The organism is Mucilaginibacter sp. CSA2-8R (assembly GCF_038806765.1).
Taxonomy (GTDB): Bacteria; Bacteroidota; Bacteroidia; order Sphingobacteriales; family Sphingobacteriaceae; genus Mucilaginibacter.
Genome location: NZ_CP152389.1, coordinates 4,419,480 through 4,443,272, shown reverse-complemented (window position 1 = coordinate 4,443,272; position 23,793 = coordinate 4,419,480). Strand labels below are relative to the sequence as shown.

The following is a 23,793-nucleotide window of genomic DNA, read 5'->3' as shown; positions in this document are numbered from 1 at the left end:
AAAAATATAAATTAAGAGGAGGTATCAGGTTTATCACCGCGTAATATTCTGAAATGTTTCCGTGCATCGCCAATCCACACGCTGCCGGGATAGTCTGTAATAATTTTCTGATAATAAGTTTTGGCGGTTTCTTTGTCGTTAAAATGCTCTTCGTACAAAGTACCCAACATATAAACAGCGTCATCTGCCCATAAATCAGAAGCATGATCAATAACGATTTTTTTTAACGGAATTATGGCGGCAGGGAAGTTTTTTTGCTGAATTAAAATTCGTGCCTTGGCCATCAGGATATCATCCTGCAATGAGTTGTTTGGATATTTTTGGTCAATACTATCAAGTGTTACCAGCGCTTTAGCAGGTTCTTCCTTAAAAATCCATAAGTCTGCACGTGCATATATTTTTAGTGCATTGCCTGCCGTATCGGCCACCATATTATCGCCAATGAGCAAAGACAGGTTTAAAGCATCATTAGCAATAAGCTGCGAGGTGGCAGCCTTAAGTACGTTAAGCTGGCCTTTAGCCCATTTAAAATCACCGGTGTAATACGATAGTTTGGCATTGCGGTAATTGGCATCCTGCGCTATTGGTGTGCCCGCGAAGGCTTTTTCAACCTGGCTGTAGGTAAGTGTTGCTTCCCAGGGTTGGTTATTCATTAAGTAAACGTCGCCTAAATCCAGTTTGCAGCCAGCCAGCAATTGCGGGCGAAGATTTTTGATATTAACGGCTTCTTCCAGCAGTTTTTGTGCTTCGTTAAGTTTGTGCAGTTTAAAGGCTTGTAAATTGGCCAGCTTTTGCATCGCAAAAGCAGTACTGGCCGTGCGGCCAAACTCGTTTAGTAAATCAGTATAATCCTTCTCTAAACTTAATAAATCAGCTTGGGTATACTTACCGGTAGTTACTTTCAGGCTTTTTGTATTTACCAGTTCAATTTTAGCAGGCACATACAACTCATCACCGCGCGCATTTTTAGTGAGCAGGTACTCATAACCCCTGATGGCGGCATCATAGGCTTCGTTAGCTACTAGGGTTTGGCAAAGCTCAAAGATATCATTACCATTATTGTTGGTTTGCCTGCGGCTCAGTGCCAGTGCCTGGTTTAAAGCCTGGTCATACTCCTTTTGCTGCAGGTATTGCCAGGTGAGCAGGCTGGAGTACACCAATTGCTGCGGGTCTTTCTGCAAGCGTTTTAGTAATGCCGTACGCAACAGATCATAATCAGCCGGACTATCATACAAGGTAGCCAATACATTTTGTGCCTGGTTAATGTAAATTGGGTTGCCAGGTAAAAAGTTAAGGTATTCTTCAGTCAGTCCTGGTTTGTCCCTTTTATAACGGTAGAGGCTGAGCAGTTCGATGGAAAATAACTGGTCATTGTTTAGCTGCTTGCGCCCTTGCTGCAATATTTTAATAGCAAGATCCGCGTTTTCAGACTGGTAAAATTGTGTGGCTAAAGCGGTAATGGCCGCCGGGTTAGCGGGAAGCTTTTTAAGTAAGTCTTCGTAAATAGCGTTGGCTTTATCGCGGTGTCCTTGTTCGGTATATACTTTACCCAGCGTAATAGCATATTGAGCTTCTTCCGGATGTTTGCGGATCATTTTTTTGATGAGGCCTTCTGCTTCATCATATTTTTTAAGATCAATCAGGTTACTGCTGTATAGCGAAAAGTAGGTTTCGTTATCTTGTTTGTATAGGCGCTGGTAAATGTCCGAAGCTTTTTGTAACTCACCGTTTTGAGCGAATTGGCGGGCCAGCTGCAAATCATCGTCTTGTGCAAGCAGAGATCCGGTTTGTAAAATAACGGTGATGATGAACAGCAAAAAATACTTCATGTATTCAAATTTAATAAATTGCAGGCGATGTAAATCACGATATTAGCCGATAGTTTACACTTATTTTAACGGGTAAAATTATAGTGACATTGTTAAGTACCCAAGTAAATTTATCTAATTTGTTCTGATTGAAAAAGAAACTGGAAGATTACACCATGTTGCGTTGTTTTAAGTATTTGCTGTTGATTGCTCTGTTGCCTTTATTTTTTTCATGTCAGGACGAGCAAAAACAAATACCCATCAGTGATTTCTTTAAAACACCCGAAAAAAGTTTTATCAAAATCTCTCCCGACGGTAAATACCTGGCCTATTTAAAGCCTTATAAAGAAAAACAGAATCTCTTTATCCAGTCGCTGGCCGATGGCAAGGAGCGTATGGCTACCTCGTTTACCGATAATCCTATAAAAGACTATTTCTGGACCTACAATAATCAGTTGGTATTTAACCAGGACGTGGCCGAAAACGAAGAGTTTAGCCTGTATGCCCTGAATGTAAAAACTTTACAGATGCGTACGCTGCTTACGCAAATAAAAACCCGTATGTGGCTGCTTAACCGTAACCGCAAGGAGCCGGACGTTATTACCATTGTGATGAACAAGCGCAACCCGGCAACGTTTGACGTGTATAAGCTGAACCTGAACAACGGACAATTAACGCTATACATTGCCAACCCGGGAAACATCACTGAATGGTACCCGGATAACGACGGCAAAATACGTTTAGCTAAAGCTACCGACGGAGTTGACGAAACAATTTTGTACCGTACCAGCGATGAGTCGCCATTTAAGCCCATCATCAAAAATAATTTTAAGAACAAGGTTGACCCCATTGCCATAACTACCAAGGGTAACTCTTTTTATGCACTATCTAACGTTAACCGCGACAAATCTGCACTGGTTGAAATTGATGCAACTACAGGTAAAGAGTTAAAAGTGGTTTACCGCACCGATAAGGCCGATGTTATGGATTATGGCTACTCGCGTAACCGGCACCGCCTGGAGTATGCCGGCTGGGAGGATGATAAGCCGCACAAGTACTTTTTAAACCAAGAATTTCGAAACGTCTATAGTGATATAAAAACTAAACTTAATGGTGGGGTAATTAAGTTTGTAGACCGTGATACGTCCGAATCTAAGTATATCATTATTACTTATACCGACCGTAACCCTGGTACCTTTTATTTATATGAGCGGAACGGTGGTAAGCTAACGCGTTTAAGTAGTTTAAATGCCAGCTTGAAACCTGAGGAATTATGTACCATGAAACCGGTATCATTCCGGGCCGCGGATGGCATGCTGATTAACGGTTATCTTACGCTGCCTTTAGGCAACAAAAAGCAAAATTACCCTTTGGTAGTAATGCCGCACGACTGGCCCCGTAACCGCAATGTATGGGGTTATAGCGCCGAAGTGCAGTTTTTAGCTAACCGTGGTTATGCTGTTTTCCAGGTAAACTACCGCGGGTCTACAGGTTATGGTAAAGCATTTTGGAGCGCCGGTTTTAAACAGGTTGGCGGTAAAATACAAAGCGACATTGCAGATGGGGTAAACTGGTTAACCAGGCAAAAAATTGCTGATCCTAAGAGGGTGGCTATTATGGGGGCAAGGTTTGGTGGCTTTTCAGCTTTATACGGCGTTTCGTTTTATCCTAACTTATACAGATGTGCTATTGTGCAGTATGGATTAATTAACTTTTTTACCTACATCAAAGACATCCCGCCTTACCGTCAGCCGCAGCTACAGATGACTTATGAGCAGGTAGGTAATCCCGAAACCGATGCTAATTTATTCAGGGCCATTTCGCCGGTGTTTCATACCGACAAAATTAAGTCGCCGGTTTTGATGTTCCAGGGTGCCAAAGACCCTCGGGCCAACATCAGCGAGATTAACCAATTTGTAAGAGAAATACAAAAGCGTAATGTGCCTATCCGGTATATTTTAAAGGCTAACGAGCGCTATTCTTTCCGGAGCGAGCATAACCGCATGGATATGTATGCCCAGATTGAGCGCTTTTTAGGAGACTATCTAAAAGTTAAGCCTTAATTAGTAATGACGGCAGGTGCCCATAAGAACGTTTACCGGAAAAATTTTTCGCTGATCGCTGCCTTTTGGGTGCTGATCACAGTTACGTTATTTATTGCCCTGATTATTGCTTACAACCTAACATCAAGGTATGTAGAAAACGAGTTTAACTTACGTAAGCTTGATGTGTTAGAAAGAGCGATCAAACCATATAATGACTTTTTTCAGAACCGAATACCCGAAATAACGTCTTATCAGGGTTTTCTTGACTCGGCTTCGGCCGCCAATTATGCGCGTTCGGTGTTTGATGATTACGGCTTTGTAAAATCCATCAGGTATAATGAAATTACCGTGGGCAGTAAACCAGAAAACTATGCTGGTAACGGCATGGATATTTTGATGAAAGCCGTTTACGAGTATCAGTCTTTTGCAAAAAACATAGTGGGCACCCGGCTGGCTACTGATGTAGCCAACGAAGATTTTAAAACAATGGCTGCCAAGCTCAACTATTATATTGTGGTGGCCGATACCTCCCGCGTACCCAGCCAGGACGAGATATACCGTACTTTTTATGATGTACAGCCCAGCAAAATCAGCTACCTGAATATTCCGCGCCGCGAAGAAATCAGGAGTTACCGCGAGCTACAAAAGGGGAGGCGTACCCGTGCTTTATACAAGCAAAACATGATGACCTTTTTGCTCGATGTATTTGCCTTAAAAATAACTAACACCCATCCTGAGTTATATCAGCACGTTACGGTACAGCCGGTGGTTTACGATCCGTTAAATACTAACGATAATGAGTTGCGTACCGAAGTGGCATTTCCGGGAGCATTTGCTGATTATAAAATTTATTTCAATTCGGAGAAAGTGCATCTGGATACCGAAGTTAACCGGCGCTTTACGCCCATTGCTGGCATCGTGCTTTTAATTTATGTGTTTATGGTGCTTATAGGTTGGCTGATTTACCGTAACCTGAACACTAACCTGAAACTTTTTAAACTTCAGTACGATTTTATCAACAACTTTACTCACGAGTTTAAAACACCGGTGAGTGTAATTAAGATAGCAGGTTCTAACTTGCGCGGCGATGGCGAACTTACCGAACGGCAACGTAAGCATTACGGTAAAATATTAGATGAAGAAGCGGATAAGCTCAACGAGTTGATGAATAAACTGCTCTCTTTTACCCAAATAGAAAACCGGTCGATTAAACTAAACAAAGAAGAAATTAATATTGAGCAGTTTGTGCAAAAGTATATTAATACCTTTAGTATTAAGTACCCCGATTTTAAGTTGGGATATGCCGTTGAGGGGATTTATAATTTTTATACCGACCCGGTATTGCTGGGAAGTATATTTCAGAACCTGATTGAGAATGCCTATAAGTATTCTAATCCGGGGCAAAAGGATTTGTTCATCCGGATAAATTCGGAAAAGCGGAACATTATATTTTCGTTTACTGATAAAGGTATAGGGATACCGAAAAGCGAAATCAATAACGTATTTAAGAAGTTTTACCGTATCGAAAACCAGTACAATCAAAATGGGAGCGTGGGCTTGGGTTTGGCTTTTTGTAAAGAACTGGTTAACTTTATGAACGGAGACTTGCAGGTGAAAAGTAAAGTTAACGAAGGTTCGGAGTTTATAGTAACCCTGCCTTATGAAAATTAAATCATGAATACAGAAATAAAGATTGCCCTTGTTGAGGATGATGAAAATTTACGCTTTTTAGTAGCCGAACGGTTGGAAAGCGAAGGCTATAAAGTGCTTGAGGCAGCCAACGGCAACGATGCCGAAAAAATAATATTAGACCACATGCCCGACATTGTACTGATGGACTGGATGTTGCCGGGAAAACAAGGCTCCGAAGTTTGCAGTAACATCAGGCAAAAAGGTTTTGATAAACTGGTGATTATGATGACAGCCAAAGCACAGGATATTGATAAGATTGAAGCTTACAATTTTGGTGTTTCTGATTACATTACTAAACCATTTAACATGGATGTGCTGGTAGCGATGATTGACAGCAAAATAAAGTTTTCGTTAAACAGCGATAAATCGGAAGTACATCGGTTTGCCGATATGGAGCACCATCCTAATACGCACTTGTTGGTAAAATCGGGCAGGAAAGTAGAGCTGACTATCTTAGAAAATCGTATCCTGCTTTACTTCCTCAAAAATAAAAATAAGGTAATTAACCGCGAGGAATTGATGATGGAAGTATGGGGTTACAATGCCGATGTAAACACCCGCACGTTAGATATGCACATTGTAAGGTTGCGCAAAAAGATTGAAAATAACCCGGATTCGCCGCAATACCTGCAAACCGTGCGTGGTGTAGGCTATAAGTTTGCGTACGAATAGGCCAATAACCGAAACTTATGTGAATTACTGAATAGGGGAAAGCTGCATTATGTGCGGCTTTTTTTATAAGCGTTAGCCGTTATAAAGTTTCGGTAAAACGGCTTTTGGCCTAGCAGCTCATACCTGTAGTTTATAAATGTTTTTGTTGTATCAGGTAATTGCGTTACCTTAACCGCATTCAGTACTCTGAAAAAGTAATACATGGTTTTGAGCATTGCCTTTTGCCAGATTGGTCCGGTTAACTGAAAATCAGTATTAAGCCACAGCCCCTCCGGCTTGAGGCATTGATGAATGCGCGGAAATATTTTATGGAGCTCCTGTGTTGAAAAGTTATCGAACAGGAAAGCTGTTATAATAACATCGAACTTCTGCGTTAATGATAGACTGCCAATATCCTGAGTAATATATACCACATCGTTCTCTGCAGTGTTTCGTTTGCGCGAAAGTGCCATCATGTTGGCTGATATTTCCACGTAGGTAATGTGTAGCTCTGATGGGTAGAGTTTGGCAATACTCTCCAGAATTTGTCCGGTACCGCCGCCAATAATTAAAATACTGGATCCTGTTGGTATAAGTTTTAAAAAATATTCTTGTGCGTTAACTTGTGCATTGCCAAACACCAGTTTAGAAAGGCGCTCGTAAAACCAGGAAGCATTATCATAATTGGCCGACATATCAAATCCAATTAAAGACAACTAACGCCACATACTGCAATATAAGCACACCATCTAAATAAAAAAAGTAGTAGTACTCGTTACGCTGCCAGGTAGACTTAAAGATCAACCACCCGGTTAAAACAGTAACTATGGCAAGCGCCCAAAAATCATGGCTAAGCCCAATGTGGCGAAAAACAAAAAGCAGTACTAAATAACCGCCTAACAGTATTTGGCAAAATAGGTAAGCGTTACGTTCTCCAAACGCTACCGGGATTGTTTTCAGGCCCGCAATTTTGTCCTGGAAAAGGTCACGAATATCAAACGGTACAGTAAGGGCGCCGATAAATAAAAATCGTTTAGCAACCAGTATTAGTGTATCGGTATTCGTTAAATAGGTTTGCCCCGAAGCCTTGGCTTCTAACACAGGCACCATTACGCAACTCAAGCTCCATACTACGGTAATTAAAATAGGTTTAAGGCCGGGAATGTTTCGTAAGCCTGTTTTACGACCGCTATGTGTGAATACCGGTAAGCCATAGCCAACAGAGAGTACTGCCAAAAATATAAGCAGCAGTTTAGAATTTGTTGACATCAAAAAGAACAGCGGAAAGAGGCTGAGCATGGTAACGATGGTAATGCCTGCCATCAGTTGGTAATATTTAAAAAACCAGCGTACGCGCCGGTATGGAGAGCTTTCGGGCCGCTTAGGGCGGGTAATGAGGATACAAAAATTATATAATCCCAGGGTGGAAGTAAAAAGTAGTACCAGTACTGAGCAATTGGGTTTGACGCCAATTAAATGAAAAGTAACCAGGCCCTGTGCAACTGCGCAAAGTGCCATAAACACATTGCTAAACAACAAGGCATCAAAAGCAGACTGAAGGTACTTTTTCATTTATAAATGCAATGATAAGTATGCAGCCGTTGTTTGTGAAATATTAACGCTTTTTAATTACTTACCGCCGGTTGGTTTTGAGGTAATGACTTGGGTAATAAAATTTATTAACCAAATTTGATATTAGGGTTAGTACCGCTTCGCAATTCAAAAATAGTGATTTCGGGTAAAATGCCTACCCGGCCCGGATAACCCAAAAAGCCATAACCCACGTTTACATATAACTGCTGACTGCCTTGATGATAAAGGCCAGCCCATTCTTTATAAACAAATTGTATAGGGCTCCACTGAAAGCGCTCGGTTTGCAAACCGAACTGCATGCCGTGGGTGTGCCCGGAAAACATCACATCTATTTGCGGATAATTAGGCAGCACCTGCGCACGCCAGTGCGATGGGTCGTGTGACAACAGTAATTTTACCGGTAAATCGTCAGTGTTTTTAACTGCTTCATCCAGCTTGCCGTATTTAGGGAAACGGCTGAGCGAGCCCCAGTTTTCAACACCTAAAATGCCAATTTCTTCACCATCAACTTTCAATCGCCTGTTGGTATTTCTCAACAAATCCCAGCCCATGTTTTTATGAGTGGCCAGTAAATCGTCGAAGTTTTTTTGTTTTGCAGCCTGGCTTGGCCAGTCTTTATAGTCACCATAGTCATGGTTACCTAAGCTGGAGTAAACACCTAAAGGCGCTTTTATTTTGGCAAAAACATCCTGGTATTCGCGCATCTCATTGCTTTGCTTATTTACCAGGTCGCCTGTAAAAAAAATGAAGTCGGGTTTTTCGGCTAATAATAAATCTACACCACCGGTTACGGCTTTTTTGTTGTAAAAGCTACCAGAGTGGATGTCTGAAATTTGCCCAAGTTTAATACCATCAAACTTTTTAGGCAAGTTAGGTAACCAAAGCGTGCGCCGTTTAACGCGGTAATCATATACACCGTTTATCATACCATAAGCTAACCCTGCTAACGGAAGCGATCCGGCAATCAGGCCTGCTTTTAAGATAAACTCAGAACGCTTTATTTTGTTAGGATCAACTTCTTCGGGCAGGCTTGTTAAAGTAGCCGGTGTAACAACCGCTGGTTCCGGTTTACGCTTAAGCTTTACAAAAAAGCGGCGTACATCATCAATAACAGCAAAAGGCAGGAAAAAGACTTTACAAAACAAAGTCAGAAAGAATGCCAGTAATACAGCACCCTTAAAACCGAGATTAAACTTGAGAAAGATACTCGAAATTACACCGATTACCAGTAGTACCGAAAATATCCAGTAACCGGTTAAAAACTTTTTACTTTGTAAAAAGCGCCATTTCTTAAAACCGTTGCGCAATGCATTTACAATATACCAATCGGCAATTAAAAGACCAATGCAAATAGAAACAAGCGTAAGGGAGTGTCCCTCCATAAAAACTTATTAGTTAATGTTTGTATAAAAGATAAGCCTGTACAACACATCCATGCTACACAGGCTTATCTTAAGCATCACAAAGTTAGTGATTAATAACGATCATCGTCTGACTCGTCTTCATCAGGCTGCATGTTAAACAAGCTGTCAAACATGTCTGAGAAGGCAAAACCATTATCCAGAAAGCCCTTATTGAGTTGTGAAAACTCGGCCAAGCCGTGCAGTACAAACTCCATTAGCAGCAATTGCTGATTTTCGCTCAATCGCGGGTGGAATTGTTTAACAAAATCCTTTAAACCACTTACCGAATTCAATAGTTTTTTATACTCAGCCATTGGCAGGTCATCAACCAACGACAGGTTGTTACCGCTGGCAAACCAACCGACAACTTCGTTGTAAGGATTTGCCTTTTTGCTTTTCTTAGCTTTTTCAGGATCAGGAAAAAACTGTAGTAACATTGACTTGATGGCTTTGCCAATAAGTATGTTTGCCACTTTAGCCGGACCTTCCAGCTCGCCTTCGTACACTAATTCTATCTTACCGGTTATAGCCGGGATAACACCTAAAAAGTCAGAGATTCGCACGAAAGTGTTTTTCTCATTGTTGATGATCATCCGGCGTTCGGCATTACTAATCAGATTTTCGTAGGCCGAGATGGTTAAACGGGCAGATACCCCAGATTTTTTATCGATGTATTCGGAGTTGCGAGCCTCAAAAGCGATTTGCTCAACCAAGTCTTTCACGAGTCCGTCGGCCTCTACAGCCACTCTCTGCTCTGGCGTTAACAATGCCTCCTGCTGAGTGATTTTGCGCGATACTTCTACCGAGCGCGGGTAGTGGGTTAATATCTGGCTCTCGATACGGTCTTTCAACGGAGTTACGATAGAGCCCCTGTTGGTGTAATCTTCAGGGTTGGCTGTAAATACGAATTGCAGGTCTAAAGGCAAACGCAGTTTAAAGCCCCTGATTTGGATATCTTTTTCTTGCAATATGTTAAACAATGATACCTGTATGCGTGCTTGTAAATCGGGTAATTCGTTAATTACAAAAATGCCGCGGTGCGCACGGGGTATCAACCCAAAGTGGATTACCCGTTCGTCAGAATAAGTTAATTTTAAAGTAGCCGCTTTGATAGGGTCAACATCGCCAATCAAGTCGGCCACGGTAACATCAGGTGTTGCTAATTTTTCGGTATAACGCTCTGATCGGTGTACCCATGCAATAGGGGTATCATCGCCTTTGGTTTCTACTTCGTTGTGCCCGTACCACGATATAGGCGCCAGCGGGTCATCATACAATTCTGAACCGGCAATGTAGGGCATATACTCGTCTAACAAGTTTACCAGCAGGCGGGCAATGCGGGTTTTGGCTTGTCCGCGTAAGCCTAACAGCAAAATATTATGGCGCGAAAGTATGGCAGTTTGCAAATCGGGTATTACGGTGTCTTCATAACCAATAATGCCTTCAAAACCGCCTTCGTGTTTTTTTTGCAGTTGCAGTATTAGGTTTTCTCTCAGTTCTTCTTTAACCGACCGGCTACGATAATCGGTTTGTTTTAGTTGCCCAAGGGTTGTTATATTCAAAAGTTCGTTTGCCATTCGTGTTTTTATAAGTAATTTAAAAGCTAACTCAGTAGTCAGTATTTTATTATTGTCGATGTGTGCACTCTTTAGATGCCGGACTTACGGGCTAACCGACTTCTCCGACTCCTATCCTTATCTCACCGTTTTCCTGCGGTTTTTAATGTAATCTTCAAATATGTACTCGCCTAAACCGGTAAGCGAACTGTAAAATGCCCGTCCGCCATTAGTTTCGGTAAACTTGCGCACAAATTGCTGCAGATATGGGTCGCGCGCAATCATAAAAGTAGTGATCGGAATTTTTAACCGCTTGCATTGGGCAGCCATATTCAAAGTTTTATTAACCACTTTTCGATCCAGACCGATGCTGTTTTTATAATACTTGGTACCTTCTTTTAAACAGGTAGGCTTGCCATCAGTAATCATAAAAATTTGCTTGTTGTGCGTTTTACGGCGGCGCAGCAGATCGGTAGCCAGCTCCAGGCCTGCATAAGTATTGGTGTGGTACGGGCCAACCTGCAGGTATGGTAAATCCTGTAAGCTGATAGGCCAGGCATCGTTACCAAAAACTACAATATCAAGTGTGTCTTTTGGATACTTTGTCCTGATCAACTCCGCCAATGCCATCGCTACTTTTTTAGCGGGGGTGATCCGGTCTTCTCCATACAAAATCATGGAGTGCGATATATCAATCATCAGCACGGTAGAAGTAAGGGTTTTGTAGTCCATTTCCTCTACTTCCAGGTCGCGCTCAGTCATCATAAAATCGCCGATGCCGTGGTTAACCTGCGCATTATGGATGGATTGCGTCATGTCAATCTGATCCAAGCTGTCGCCAAATTCAAATTCACGGCGTTCGGAGTTTTTTTCGTCGCCCTGGCCCGATTGCGGTGAGCGGTGATTACCTTTGCCAGATTTCTTTAACTTGCCAAATATTTCTTCGAGGGCAGATTGCCGTATACTTTGCTCTGTTTTGGCTGTAATATTAAAATTGCCTTGTTGCTGGTCTTCAGTTAAGTAGCCCTTTTGTTTAAGATCATCAATAAAATCACCCATGCCGTATTCGTCATTGGTAATGTTGTATTGCTTATCCAGTTCATTCATCCAGGTCAAAGCTTCACTGGCATCACCCGACGTATAATTGAGCAACTCCAGAAATAGCTTTAACAATTCATCAAATCCCCCTTTGGGAATTTCCCGGGGTGTAAATTTAGAAAACCCAAAACCACGCATAGATGCACCTTTCTTAATATAAATTAACGGATTAATTTCGGTTAAAGTTTACCGGGTGGTACGATAAACTCCCAAACCATCGTAATAAACAGAATTGTATGACAATTGAACGATTGGTTTAAAATTGTGATAACAGCGTGGTAAATTAAAGAAACACTTAGGTTAGTTTACCTGTAGTAAATCGCTCGGATAAGTTGGATTAGCCCCTCGCTGACTGGCTACAAATGCGCCCACCTTACAAGCTTTGTCTAATATTTGCGGAATTGGTTGCTCGTTCAATAAGCCGGCAATCAGCGTAGCTAAAAAAGAATCGCCTGCACCCACGGTATCTGCTACCTTTACATTCACACCTGCGTGTTCATAAAACTCACCATCATGCCAAATAATAGCGCCATTCTCACCGCGGGTAACGCAAATAGTATGGGTATGAAACTTGCCATGAAACTCCATAATCTTATCTTGTAACGAACCGCTGTTGCCGTGGATTAATAGGTTGGCTTCGTCTTCATTCATCTTTATTACATTGGCTAAGGCAGCAAGTGTTTCAATAGTATCTAACTCATAATGCGGTGCGCGCAGGTTGACGTCAAATACCCTAATGGGTATAGTAAAATCACTTAAAATATTGAGCAGTGTTGCGCGGGTAACTTCTTCGCGGCAGGCCAGGCTTCCAAACACTATGGCATCCGTTTGGGCAACCTGTTGCAATAGCTCCTCAGTGGGTTTAATATTATCCCACGATACAGGCTCTGGAATAATGTAGGTAGCGTGCCCGCCTTCATCAAGCTTTACAGTAACCTCGCAAGTAGGCAAACGACGGTCATGCTGTAGATATTGCAATTGCAGATCAGCTTTTTGCAATTCTTGCTCTAATTCAATTCCCGATTCGTCGGTGCCGATGCTGCTTACAATGAAAGCATTGGTACCTTGTTGTATAAGGTGCTGGGCTACGTTAAGTGGTGCACCGCCCACCTTTTTGCCGTCGCCAAAAGTGTCCCACAAAACCTCGCCAAAACATAATGTTGATTTGCTCATATTTAACTTGATGAAAGCGCAAATTTAAACAAGATATAATAGCAGGTTTTGTTTACAATAATTTGTACAAAGCGCAAGCACTTTTTAATTATTGATAAATAGCTTCAAGTAAGTGAGTAATTAACTGTAAATAAACTATTTAAGTTAGCACAAATCAGATACTCGAATTTGTATTCTAAAACATTTTTATGCGTCAGTAAGTAGATGATTACAGACGCTTATGAAAAACGATTTTAATATTGAAGACATGCTCAACCGCATTGCCGGGCTGATGGTAAAATATCCCAAGGCTGCCATGTTTCAGTTGTATGATGAAGGCTATACCTCAATGTTTGAGCAGTTGCTGTCGTGTATCATTTCTATCCGTACGCTTGATGAAGTTTCGATTCCGGTCTCAAAAAAGTTGTTTGCACATGCCCGTACACCTGGGCAGTTAGTGAAGCTTTCACCACAGGGGTTAGAAGAGATTTTACACGGCTCATCTTATAACGGACAAAAGGCTTATACCATGCTGGGTATTGCGCAAACGGCTATGCAGCAATACAATGGCGAGTTGCCGGCAGATTATGATGCGTTGATTGCTTTAAAAGGTGTTGGCCCCAAATGCGCTAACCTGGCTCTGGGGATTGCCTCTAAAAAGCCGGCTATTAGTGTAGACAGCCATGTACACCGTGTAGTAAACCGATGGGGATTAGTTACAACTACGCAACCCGAAAAAACTGTATTGGCTTTAGAAAAGCAGGTGCCGCAAAACCGCTGGATAGACATTAACCGTCTGCTGATGCCATTCGGTAAATTTCATTGCACCCATCACCTGCCTAAATGCACCACTTGCCCAATAGTAGACTATTGCCGGCAAGTAGGGGTGAAGAAGTTTAGTTAGTTGGTTGAATAGTTGATTAGTTTACGAGTTTATCAGTTGATTGGTGAAAAATAAATCAAACAACGTATCAACCTACTTCGGCTCTCCGGCAGCTAAGGCTTGGTTGGCGCGTTTAACGGCCAGTTCTTCTTTCCAGCTCATGTAACGGGTTCGGTATCGTTTTTTCATAAAACTATCAAAGTTGCGTTGGATAGTTAAGTTATACAAACTTTTAGCTTTAATACCCCACGATTTATCCCAAGCGCGTAAGGATATGGAGAAAGACCCTTCTAAATATTTCATCCAATGCCAATAGCCGGTAGGCATAAACAGGGTATCGCCATGTTCTAAAATAGTTTCCTGACCTTCAATACCGTCCAACGCCGGGAATTTCGAAAAATCCGGGTTCTCAATATCGTAATCTTCTAAAGCGTAAGTAGCAAAAGGAATGCAGTATAAGCGCTCTTTCCATTTGTAATCAAACAGCATCACATGCTTGCGGCCCTGAAAATGCGTGTGAAAGATGTGTGCCAGGTCAATATCGTAATGCAGAAAAGTCACAGAACCCGCACCTCCAAAAAACATATTCGGGTATTTATCTAAAAAACCGCCCATCAAATCTTTAGGCGAGCGGTAATCATTTAGTAAACCTGGTGCATGTTTGATAGGGTCGAATAAAAATATACGCAGGTCGGTCGGTTGTTTTTGTATTAAGTCAATATAATCGCCAAATTTCATTTCGGCTGCCGATGCATTGATGGGTTTGCTCGGGTCGGCTTTCGAGCTATCGTATAAAGGTACAATCTGGTCGCCAACGGTTTCTTTCAGGTACTCAAACGTCCATTTCTGTAAAGCGGGCCAGCTTTCGGTTGCTTTACGGATAACAAGTGGTTTGCGAGGATTTAAGTAATTATTAATGAAATCTTCTTTAGAAATATGGTCAACCCGATCAATCGGAGATAGTATCAAACCCATAATAATAACATCAATTTAACATACAAAGCTAACCAAAATTAAAGCCGGGCGCTTAATTTGTTTGTTTTTGAAATATACCTGACATAAGAAAGCCCGGCGCTCAGGGCAGCCGGGCTCAAAAAAATAATATAAAATGCCTTTTAGTTTGGCATTAACACCGTATTAACTACGTGTATTACACCGTTTTTCTGAAAAACGTCGGCAATGGTTACCCAAGATTTTCCGCCTTTTTCGTCAACCAGGTATATTTTTTTACCGTCGGCCATAGCGGTTAAAGTACCACCACTCACCGTTTTTAACTCTGCCTTACCGTGTCCGGCTTTAATCTTAGCCATCAAATCGGCAGCGCTTACTTTGCCCGATACTACATGGTAAGTTAACACTTTAGTAAGTGTAGCTTTATTTTCTGGTTTTAACAAAGTAGTTACAGTGCCTTGTGGTAATTTATCAAAAGCTTCGTTGGTTGGTGCAAAAACAGTAAACGGACCTGCACCTTTTAAAGTTTCAACTAAACCGGCTGCTTTAACAGCAGCTACCAAAGTAGTATGATCTTTTGAGTTTACAGCGTTATCAACAATATCTTTGGTTGGATACATAGGGGCACCACCTACCATTACTGTTTGCGCATCGCTTTTAGACGCGGTTGCCATAGCTACTAAAGCAAAAGCCGCAATTAATAATTTTTTCATGTTTGTTTAAGTTTGATATGAAGAAATTACGGCTTACGGTGTTGAGCGGATTTAAAGATGGCCAAAACTTGTTAACGCTTTTGGTAGTAAACACTTTTAGGTAAAAGTAAAACTGGTGGCGCTTAATTTTCGTAGCGCGCGATGTGTATTAGCTAAAAGAAAAGTTGTGCAGCAATATGATCTGCGTATAGTTTGCCTGCCGGCGTAAGCGTAAGCGTTTGCTGTTGCAGCGTTAGCCAACCGTTACTGATAAATTGTTGCGCTTCTTTTTGCATGATGATTGAGGCTCCCTTTTCAATACTTTCTAACCTTGCCAGGTTAAGCCCCCACATGGTACGAATGGCCGTCATAATGTATTCATTCAGCCGGTTTTCGGTGGTGAGTAATTCCAGTTCAGCCGGAATATGATTTTCGGACAAGCTTGTCAGGTATTTTGCATTGTTAGCTACATTCCACTGCCGGGTCTTACCGTTGTAAGAGTGTGCGGATGGGCCTATGCCTACATAAGGTACGCCTTTCCAGTAATTAGCGTTATGCTGCGAATGCCAGCCCGGTTTACCAAAGTTTGATATTTCGTAATGGTCAAAGCCTTCGTGTTGCATCCGCTGCATCAGGTATACGAACTGCTCAGCGCTTTGCTGGTCGCTTACGGGGGGCGTTTGCTTTTTTTTGATTTGTGAAGCCAGTGCTGTGCGTGGCTCGACCGTCATGGAGTAAGCCGAAAGGTGAGGGATATTAAGCGAGAATAAGGTATCCAGATTGTGCTGCCATTTGCCCATATTCAACAGTGGATACCCATAAATTAAATCAGCCGTAATGTTTTCAAAACCGGCATCCTGTACTCTTTTAATAGAGGTTTCTGCCTCGGCCGACCGGTGCGCACGGTTCATCCATACTAAATCCTCATCAAAAAAGGATTGTATGCCAATGCTGAAACGGTTGATGGCTGTCTGTTTTAATTGAGAGACTTTATCAGGATGCAGGTCGTCCGGGTTAGCCTCCAGTGTAATTTCGGCTTTTGGGCTTACCTCGTGATTTTGAGCAATCGTGTCAAGTAAAAAGCTAATTTCATTTGCATCTAATACTGACGGGGTACCACCGCCAAAGTAAATGGTTTCGATAGGCGCGCCATCCAAGTAATTTTTTTGCAACTGAACTTCCTGAGCCAGGGCCTGAACAATGGCTCCACGATTTTTTTGGGAAGTACTGAAATGAAAATCGCAGTAATGGCAGGCTTGCTTGCAAAAAGGGATATGAATATAAATGCCGGCCATTAGGTTACAAAGATACGCTTGCACGGTAACATTTTCGAAGCGTTTATCGCCAGATTTAAGTAAAGATGCAGGTAATGTCAATATTCAGAAATGGTTATTTATTGCATGCTTACCATAATATGGTTGGTATTGAAGATTTTTGGATATTTTTGCATTTTAGGGCACAAAGGCGGTTAATGACATTGATTAAAAAGTTATTTTTTGTTTGGTTTTTGTTGATTGGTGGGGCTGTTTATGCTCAAACCGATTCGGCAGAACTAACGCCGCAACGCGATACTGTACCTAAAAGGCGATATTATCAGCCTCCGTCAGCCGCAGGTACCCTGCTCGATTCGGTGGCCAATGCCCTGGCACACCACGAGCAGTTTATGAGCGATTCATTGTCGATGGTGTTTATCAAAAAGCCTGACTCGTTAAGGCGTAACCAGTTTTTAGATAGTATGCTCAAAACGCGGGTGGCCACAGATTATAGTTTTTTAACGCAATCCGGACAGCGCAGGGGCGTGTTGCGCGAAGGCAGCAGCCGCCGCACCCGTGACCAATGGGTTATCGTCATCATTGTATCGTTACTGGTGTATATGGCCGTGCTTAACCGCATTATGAGTAAAGATATCAGTAATGTACTGCAATCATTTTACAATAATCGCATACTATCACAGGTAAGTAAGGAGGAGGGTATACTAAACTCCTGGACATTTTTAGGTCTATTTATCCTTTTTGGATTTACGTTCGGATTGTTCTTGTACCAGCTTACGGCTTACTTTGAGGTTTTTTATAGCATCAGCGGTATTGAGCTGTTTGCTTCATTCGCTGTGCTCATCATTGTGTTGTTTGCAGTAAAATTGTTAGTGCTTCGTTTTTTGGGCTTTGTATTTAATGTTAACCGTTTAGTGGGCGAGTATATATCTATACTTTACCTAACTTATTTCAACATTACCTTTGTGTTTTTGCCGGTATCATTATGCTTTAGCTTGCTGGCAGCCCGATATATACCCTACGTATTAGGATTGGCTTTGGTATTAGTTATTGTAATATTTGTATGGCAGTATTTGCGCAGTAGCGTAAATATTATTTCGAGTTTTAAATTTCATAAATTTTATTTATTTACCTATCTTTGTGCCCTTGAAATTTGCCCGATTTTAATACTAATGAAGGCACTGAATAATTAATACTTAGCTAGTTAGATAAATACAAATTGGAAGATAGAAAGAAAAAGGTTAAGAGTATATTGGTTACTTTACCTAAACCTGAAAACGACAAAAATCCATATGCTGAACTGGCTAAGAAATTAAATTTAAAAATTGATTTCAGGTCTTTCATCCACGTAGAAGGCGTTCCGGCCAAAGACTTTCGTAAAGACAAAATAAACCTCGCCGATTTTACCGCCGTTATATTTACCAGCCGTAATTCAGCCGATCATTTTTTTCGCGTTTGCGAGGAAATGCGTTTTGAGGTTCCGGTTGATATGAAGTACTTTTGTCTTTCAGAAACTATTGCCTTATATCTGCAAAAATATATTCAGTACCGTAAGCGTAAAATCTTTTTTGGCAAGCAAACCGCTGCCGATTTAGCAGAGGTATTGAAGAAACATTCGGGCGAAAAATTTCTTTACCCATGCTCGGATGTTGCTGCTGAAGAAACTCAAAAGTTTTTGACCGAGAATGGCTATAACTTTACTCCAGCTGTGCTGTTCCGTACTGTGTGCAGTGATCTTTCTGATCTGGCTGAGGTATTTTATGATGTTATTGCCTTTTTTAGTCCGTCGAGCATTTTATCATTGTATCAAAACTTCCCCGATTTTAAGCAAAACAACACTCGTATTGCAGCATTTGGTGCTACCACGCACAAAGCGGTGCTGGATGCCGGTTTGATACTGGATATTCCTGCGCCAACCCCTGGTGCACCATCCATGACCATGGCTATAGAGCAGTACGTAAAACAAGCTAACAAGTAAAAAATATTTCTTCATTAGCAACTTCATCGGTACAATTCCCGTATAAGTCGATTATGCTTGGCTAAGATGCTTGTGTTTAGTATTTTAGGCACATTATACTTTACGTCATGTTTGCTTCGTGAAATAAGAATATTTTTATTTTAAAGAAAATAAAAATATAATATTGCGTAGGTATATTCGAGCACAAAAACAAACAAGGAATTTACGAGAAGAATGAAGACACTGTACTCTCTTTTATTATTGTGTTTTATTGGGGTGGCTTTGAGTGGTTGTTTTTCGGGCAATACTGGGGGAGAAGTGCGTGGTATACGCGGCGCCAAATCTTTTAAAGCCGAACTACCCATGGGGATGGTTTACGTTCCGGGTGGCTCGTTCTTGATGGGACAAACCGATCAGGACGTTACTTTTGCGCAAATTGCTCAAACCAAACAGGTTACTGTTCCGCCATTTTTTATGGACCAGATGGAAACCACCAACAGCAAGTACCAGGAATTTGTACACTGGGTACGTGACTCTATAGCCATTACCAACTACCTTAACGAAGATAAATATTATGTAAAGCCGCGTGACCCATCGGCAACCAGTAAAAAGTATATCAACTGGGATTATGTAGATAGAAATCCTATCTGGCGCCGCAGCACCGGCAAAAAAGGGCAGCCATCTACCGCCGGTAAATTAGACGGCATGTATTACCAGGGCGATGACCGGGTATTTGACCGTAACGAGATTGACGTACGGCAGTTAAAATATAACTACGCTATGATGGACTTGCGTAGTGCGTCTAACAGCCGCTTTGATAAATCAAAAAAGCGTTCTGATTTCATTTTTAGAGATACCGTTAACGTATATCCGGATACTCTGGTTTGGCTCAACGATTTTTCATACGCGGCTAACGAGCCTATGGTTGAAGGGTATTTTTCTCATCCTGCTTTTTTAAATTATCCGGTAGTTGGCGTAAACTGGCGTCAGGCGCGTGCCTATTCAGTTTGGCGTTCACGTAAAAAAGAAGCTTACAACTATTCGAAAGGCGAGCCGGCACAAGTATCGTACACTTTGCCTACCGAGGCTGAGTTTGAATATGCTGCACGTGGTGGACGTATTGGTACTGATTATCCGTGGGGAGGACCTTATATCAAAAATGCTAAAGGCTGTTTGCTGGCTAACTTTAAGCCTGGCCGTGGTAATTATACCGATGATGGGGGAGCGTATACCGTAAAAGTAAATTCTTACTTCCCTAATGACTTCGGTCTGTACAACATGGCCGGCAACGTATCTGAGTGGACACTATCCGCTTTTGACGAATCGGCTTCGAGTTTTGTACATGATATGGCACCTACATTTAACTATGAGGCTAAAGCTACTGATCCGGAGGTGCTTAAGCGTAAGGTAGTGCGCGGCGGATCTTGGAAAGACATTGGATATTTCCTGCAAAACTCAACACGCTCTTACGAATATCAGGACAGTGCGAAAGCATATGTAGGCTTTAGATGCGTGCTGCATTTTGTAGGCCGGGAGTTTGGCGATAAAAAATAATTAAACTTAAACGAACAAAACCATTTAAGTATACGTACAACAATCACAAAATCTAAAATTCAAACAACTACATTAAATTAATTATGGCTGGCAAGAAAAAAGGAAAATTTGGAATTGGTAACATCGTGTCTATCGGTGCAACTGTTGTGATCATTGGTTTGTTGTTTAAAATACAGCATTGGCCTTATGCTTCAACTTTTATCACTATCGGATTATTAACTGAAGCGGTTTTATTCTTCTTATTAGGTTTACAACCAGAAGCTACTGAGGTAGACTGGACTAAAGCTTATCCTGAATTAGCAGATGATTATGCAGGCGAACCTGTAAAAAGAGTTGCTCCTGCTCCTGCGCAATTAAGCACCGGCCACACTGCTGCATTAGATAAAATGCTGGCTGATGCTAAAATTAACCCTGAACTGATTGGTACCTTAGGCGAAGGTTTAAGAACTTTTGGCGATAAAGTAGCCTCTATCTCTAAAGTGGCCGATGCTGGCGCTGCTACTAACGAGTTTGCTGCTAAACTTAAAACTGCAAGTGCAGGTTATGATAACTTAAGCACTGCATTTAACAAAGCATCTGCAAGCCTGCAAGAAATGGCAAATTCAAGTGTAGACTCAAAAGCGTACCATGATCAGGTAAGCAGTTTAGCTAAAAATTTATCGGCTCTTAACGCAGTTTACGAACTGGAATTACAAGACTCAAGCAATCACCTGAAATCGATGAACAAATTCTATCAGAATTTATCGGTAACGATGAGCAACTTCAACGAGTCGTTAGATGATTCTAAACAATTTAAAGACGAAGTTGGCCGCCTGGCTAAAAACCTGGGTTCTTTAAATGCTGTATATGGCAATATGCTTACTGCCATGAACCAACCACGTGCTTAATAATTTAAATAATTTATTAATCCACTTAACAAATTAATTTAAATTAACAGAGACTAACACATGGCTGGAGGTAAAGAAACCCCTAGGCAGCGGATGATTGGCATCCTCTACCTAGTATTATTAGGCTTAGTTGCACTTAACGTGCCCGATAGCTTACTAAATGCATTCAAAAATATAAGCGATAGCTTAAACGCATCAAAAACAAACGTACAAACTGGCATCGACAATACTTTCTCGGCATTTGAGAAAACTAAATTAAAAGAGCAACCAGACCGCGCTAAGCCTATTTACGACAAGGCAAAGCAGGCAAGTACTATTGCAAATCAGTTAAATGATTATGTTGAAGGCTTAAAAAAGATATTAATCGAAAAAGCTGACGGCATAGACGAAAATACCGGCGACTACAAAAAGCGTGACGACCTTGATCTTTCATCTCAGGTGATGATTAATGGTAAGAAAGCTGAAGAGTTACACAAAAAGATTGACGAAACCCGCGAAAAGCTGATGTCTTTATTAGACGAAAAGGACCGTGTTGGTGTAAAGCTTGCTTTATCCGCCGATGCCCCTGAAGCTAAAAAAGGTAACTCGAAATTAAGCTGGGAAGAAGCCTATTTTGGAGATGGTATCCCAATGGGTGCCGCAATGACATCATTAAGCAAAGTACAAGCTGATGCAAAAAACTCAGAATCTGAGGTTGTTAAAAAAATCTTGGGTAAAGTTGACCAAGCGGTAGTTAACCTGGATAAGTTTGTAGCTGTTGCTGTAGCGCCAAGTAGCTATATCATTGCCGGTCAGCCTTACAAAGCGCAGGTATTCTTAACTGCTTACGATTCTAAATCAAGTCCTGATATTGCTGTAAACGGTTCGCGTTTGCAAGTGAGCGAAGGACGTGGTGAGTATAGCACAGGTACCAGCGGCGAAGGTGTACGTACCTGGGTAGGTACCATCCGTGTAAAACAAAACGATGGTACTATTAAAGAATACAAAACGGCACCGCAAACCTATCAGGTCGCTCGTCCGTCTGCAACGGTAGCTGCCGAGAAAATGAATGTTTTATATATCGGTGTGCCAAACCCATTGTCAGTATCTGCTCCGGGCATCCCGAAAGATAAACTGAGAGTGAGCATATCTGGTGGTTCGGTAAGCGGCTCTAATGGTTCATTCAGTGCTCGTGTATCATCTCCAGGTACAGTAGACGTTACCGTGTCAGGCGAGGCTTCTCCGGGTAAATCTCAGGTTTTAGGTTCAACCAAGTTCCGGGTAAAACGTATTCCTGACCCAACTGTAGTGTTTGGTGGCCGCGATGGTGGCAGCACTTCAACTGCTAACTTAAAAGCTCAGGATCGTGTATTTGCCCGTCTGGATAACTTTGAGTTTGATGCCAGCTTCACCATTCAACGTTTTACGTTGTTAATTTTGAAACCGCGCCAAGATCCTGTTTTATATTCGACAAGCGGCAATGAATTATCAGGCCAAATGCGTGCAGCAATGGCTACCTTAGTACCCGGAAGCCGTATAGCGTTTACCAACGTAATTGCTGTTGGACCTGACGGTACACAACGCGGACTGAAAGATATCATCATCAGTGCTAACTAATATTTGATTAAACTTAACAATGCGACGTAAGATTTTAGTGGTTGGACTATTAAGTTTAATAGGTTTGGGTGCTTACGCTCAAAAGCGTAACACCACTACCCGTAAGCGTACTACAACAACGCAACGTAATGCTCAGCCTGCCAAAAACAACGTGGCGAGCACTACCTTTACAACGCAGACCGTTGTTGATACGACTAATAAGGGAAAACCTTTTGAACGCCCTTTGGATGGTTACTATAAAAAGGCAAACATTTTAAGTGCCCGGGTAACCCCTTATGCCAACCTGCGAGAAGCTGACGTAATATATGCTAAGCGTGTATGGCGAGAGATTGACCTGCGCGAAAAGATGAACCAGTATTTGGGGTCGCCGCGCGCCAGGTTAATTGATGTGCTTATGGAGGCAGTTGAAGCCGGTGAGCTTACCGCTTACGACCCTAACCCGAGCAAAAATGACCCGAACGGTGATGGTTTTGCAGTACCGCTTACGCCAGGTAAAGCTAAAGCCCGACTTGCTGATAGCGTGGTAGTAGATAAATACGATGCTAAAGGAGAAAAAGTGGGTTCGAGCATGCAGGCCGGCGAATTTAACGCTGACAGCATTATCCGTTTCAGGTTAAAAGAAGACTGGGTTTTTGATAAGCAACGTTCTGTGTTTGAACCGCGTATTATTGGTATTGCACCATTAATGAAGCTTAAGGTTGCCGGTATCGAATCTGATTTTCAGCCCGTATTTTGGGTTTACTTCCCAGAGGCGCGCCAGGTACTGGCTACTAAAGAAGCCATGAGCCGTAACAATGATGCTACCGGTTTAAGCTTCGACGACGTGTTTATGAAGCGATTGTTTACCAGTGTAATTGTTAAACAGTCTAACCAGAAGGACGAACGCATCAAAGATTACGCCCAGGGTATTGACCGCCTGTACGAATCAGAAAAAGTTAAAAAGTCACTACTAGATTGGGAGTTAGGCCTGTGGCAATACTAAGTGCTCTCAAATAATATCTTAA

20 protein-coding genes are annotated in these 23,793 nt (G+C 41.8%); 10 read left to right on the top strand and 10 right to left on the bottom strand.

What is annotated here, in order from left to right; translation table 11 throughout:
* Window positions 1–11: 11 nt before the first annotated feature.
* Window positions 12–1,829: a tetratricopeptide repeat protein gene (locus AAGR14_RS18900; RefSeq protein ID WP_342645800.1), complete on the bottom strand. Its 1,818-nt coding sequence runs from the start codon at window positions 1,827–1,829 to the stop codon at window positions 12–14.
* Between the two features lie 128 nt (window positions 1,830–1,957).
* Between AAGR14_RS18900 and AAGR14_RS18895 the strand changes: the two genes are divergently transcribed.
* From AAGR14_RS18895 to AAGR14_RS18885, 3 genes are read left to right on the top strand one after another with little or no spacing between them, the layout of a single operon-like run.
* Entirely contained in the window at window positions 1,958–3,871 is a 1,914-nt protein-coding gene (locus AAGR14_RS18895; RefSeq protein WP_342645799.1) for a prolyl oligopeptidase family serine peptidase, read from the top strand.
* Window positions 3,872–3,877: 6 nt separating this feature from the next.
* Window positions 3,878–5,524: a HAMP domain-containing sensor histidine kinase gene (locus AAGR14_RS18890; protein ID WP_342645798.1), complete on the top strand. Its 1,647-nt coding sequence runs from the start codon at window positions 3,878–3,880 to the stop codon at window positions 5,522–5,524.
* 3 nt (window positions 5,525–5,527) lie between these two features.
* Entirely contained in the window at window positions 5,528–6,217 is a 690-nt protein-coding gene (locus AAGR14_RS18885; protein ID WP_342645797.1) for a response regulator transcription factor, read from the top strand.
* Window positions 6,218–6,264: 47 nt separating this feature from the next.
* Here AAGR14_RS18885 and AAGR14_RS18880 read toward each other — a convergent pair whose 3' ends face one another.
* The 6 genes from AAGR14_RS18880 to AAGR14_RS18855 form a co-directional block, all read right to left on the bottom strand.
* Window positions 6,265–6,891 carry a class I SAM-dependent methyltransferase gene (locus AAGR14_RS18880; protein WP_342645796.1) on the bottom strand — a complete coding sequence of 209 codons (627 nt, stop codon included), beginning with the start codon at window positions 6,889–6,891 and terminating at the stop codon, window positions 6,265–6,267.
* A 1-nt stretch (window position 6,892) separates the two neighbouring features.
* The gene (locus AAGR14_RS18875) at window positions 6,893–7,768 is read right to left on the bottom strand and encodes a hypothetical protein (RefSeq protein ID WP_342645795.1); all 876 of its coding nucleotides are present in this window, start codon (window positions 7,766–7,768) and stop codon (window positions 6,893–6,895) included.
* A gap of 107 nt (window positions 7,769–7,875) precedes the next feature.
* Entirely contained in the window at window positions 7,876–9,171 is a 1,296-nt protein-coding gene (locus AAGR14_RS18870; RefSeq protein ID WP_342645794.1) for a metallophosphoesterase, read from the bottom strand.
* Between the two features lie 92 nt (window positions 9,172–9,263).
* Window positions 9,264–10,769, bottom strand: a complete 1,506-nt coding sequence (locus AAGR14_RS18865; protein WP_342645793.1) for a sigma 54-interacting transcriptional regulator — start codon at window positions 10,767–10,769, stop codon at window positions 9,264–9,266.
* Between the two features lie 117 nt (window positions 10,770–10,886).
* Window positions 10,887–11,984: a VWA domain-containing protein gene (locus AAGR14_RS18860; RefSeq protein WP_342645792.1), complete on the bottom strand. Its 1,098-nt coding sequence runs from the start codon at window positions 11,982–11,984 to the stop codon at window positions 10,887–10,889.
* A gap of 162 nt (window positions 11,985–12,146) precedes the next feature.
* Window positions 12,147–13,019 (bottom strand): carbohydrate kinase, encoded by an 873-nt coding sequence (locus AAGR14_RS18855; RefSeq protein ID WP_342645791.1) that lies wholly within the window; start codon window positions 13,017–13,019, stop codon window positions 12,147–12,149.
* Between the two features lie 220 nt (window positions 13,020–13,239).
* Between AAGR14_RS18855 and nth the strand changes: the two genes are divergently transcribed.
* Window positions 13,240–13,902 carry an endonuclease III gene (nth, locus tag AAGR14_RS18850; protein ID WP_342645790.1) on the top strand — a complete coding sequence of 221 codons (663 nt, stop codon included), beginning with the start codon at window positions 13,240–13,242 and terminating at the stop codon, window positions 13,900–13,902.
* A 72-nt stretch (window positions 13,903–13,974) separates the two neighbouring features.
* Here nth and AAGR14_RS18845 read toward each other — a convergent pair whose 3' ends face one another.
* From AAGR14_RS18845 to hemW, 3 genes are all read right to left on the bottom strand, one after another.
* Entirely contained in the window at window positions 13,975–14,856 is an 882-nt protein-coding gene (locus AAGR14_RS18845; protein WP_342645789.1) for a cupin-like domain-containing protein, read from the bottom strand.
* 140 nt (window positions 14,857–14,996) lie between these two features.
* Window positions 14,997–15,545, bottom strand: a complete 549-nt coding sequence (locus AAGR14_RS18840; protein ID WP_342645788.1) for a fasciclin domain-containing protein — start codon at window positions 15,543–15,545, stop codon at window positions 14,997–14,999.
* Window positions 15,546–15,697: 152 nt separating this feature from the next.
* The gene (gene hemW / locus AAGR14_RS18835; RefSeq protein ID WP_342645787.1) at window positions 15,698–16,819 is read right to left on the bottom strand and encodes a radical SAM family heme chaperone HemW; all 1,122 of its coding nucleotides are present in this window, start codon (window positions 16,817–16,819) and stop codon (window positions 15,698–15,700) included.
* Between the two features lie 74 nt (window positions 16,820–16,893).
* On the opposite strand from hemW, the gene AAGR14_RS18830 reads away from it, so the two are divergent.
* The 6 genes from AAGR14_RS18830 to gldN all read left to right on the top strand — a co-directional run bounded on the left by AAGR14_RS18830 (window position 16,894) and on the right by gldN (window position 23,771).
* Window positions 16,894–17,988 (top strand): DUF4271 domain-containing protein, encoded by a 1,095-nt coding sequence (locus AAGR14_RS18830; RefSeq protein WP_342645786.1) that lies wholly within the window; start codon window positions 16,894–16,896, stop codon window positions 17,986–17,988.
* A 26-nt stretch (window positions 17,989–18,014) separates the two neighbouring features.
* Window positions 18,015–18,773: a uroporphyrinogen-III synthase gene (locus AAGR14_RS18825; RefSeq protein WP_342645785.1), complete on the top strand. Its 759-nt coding sequence runs from the start codon at window positions 18,015–18,017 to the stop codon at window positions 18,771–18,773.
* Window positions 18,774–18,986: 213 nt separating this feature from the next.
* A complete protein-coding gene (locus tag AAGR14_RS18820) occupies window positions 18,987–20,306 on the top strand; it encodes an SUMF1/EgtB/PvdO family nonheme iron enzyme (protein ID WP_342645784.1) in 1,320 nt (439 codons plus the stop codon).
* A gap of 83 nt (window positions 20,307–20,389) precedes the next feature.
* Window positions 20,390–21,193, top strand: coding sequence for a gliding motility protein GldL (gene gldL / locus AAGR14_RS18815; RefSeq protein WP_342645783.1), 804 nt, complete (start codon window positions 20,390–20,392; stop codon window positions 21,191–21,193).
* A 60-nt stretch (window positions 21,194–21,253) separates the two neighbouring features.
* Complete coding sequence (gene gldM / locus AAGR14_RS18810) at window positions 21,254–22,789, top strand: gliding motility protein GldM (RefSeq protein ID WP_342645782.1); 1,536 nt, start codon at window positions 21,254–21,256, stop codon at window positions 22,787–22,789.
* Window positions 22,790–22,808: 19 nt separating this feature from the next.
* On the top strand, window positions 22,809–23,771 hold the full coding sequence (gene gldN / locus AAGR14_RS18805; RefSeq protein WP_342645781.1) for a gliding motility protein GldN: 963 nt from the start codon (window positions 22,809–22,811) through the stop codon (window positions 23,769–23,771).
* Window positions 23,772–23,793: the final 22 nt, after the last annotated feature.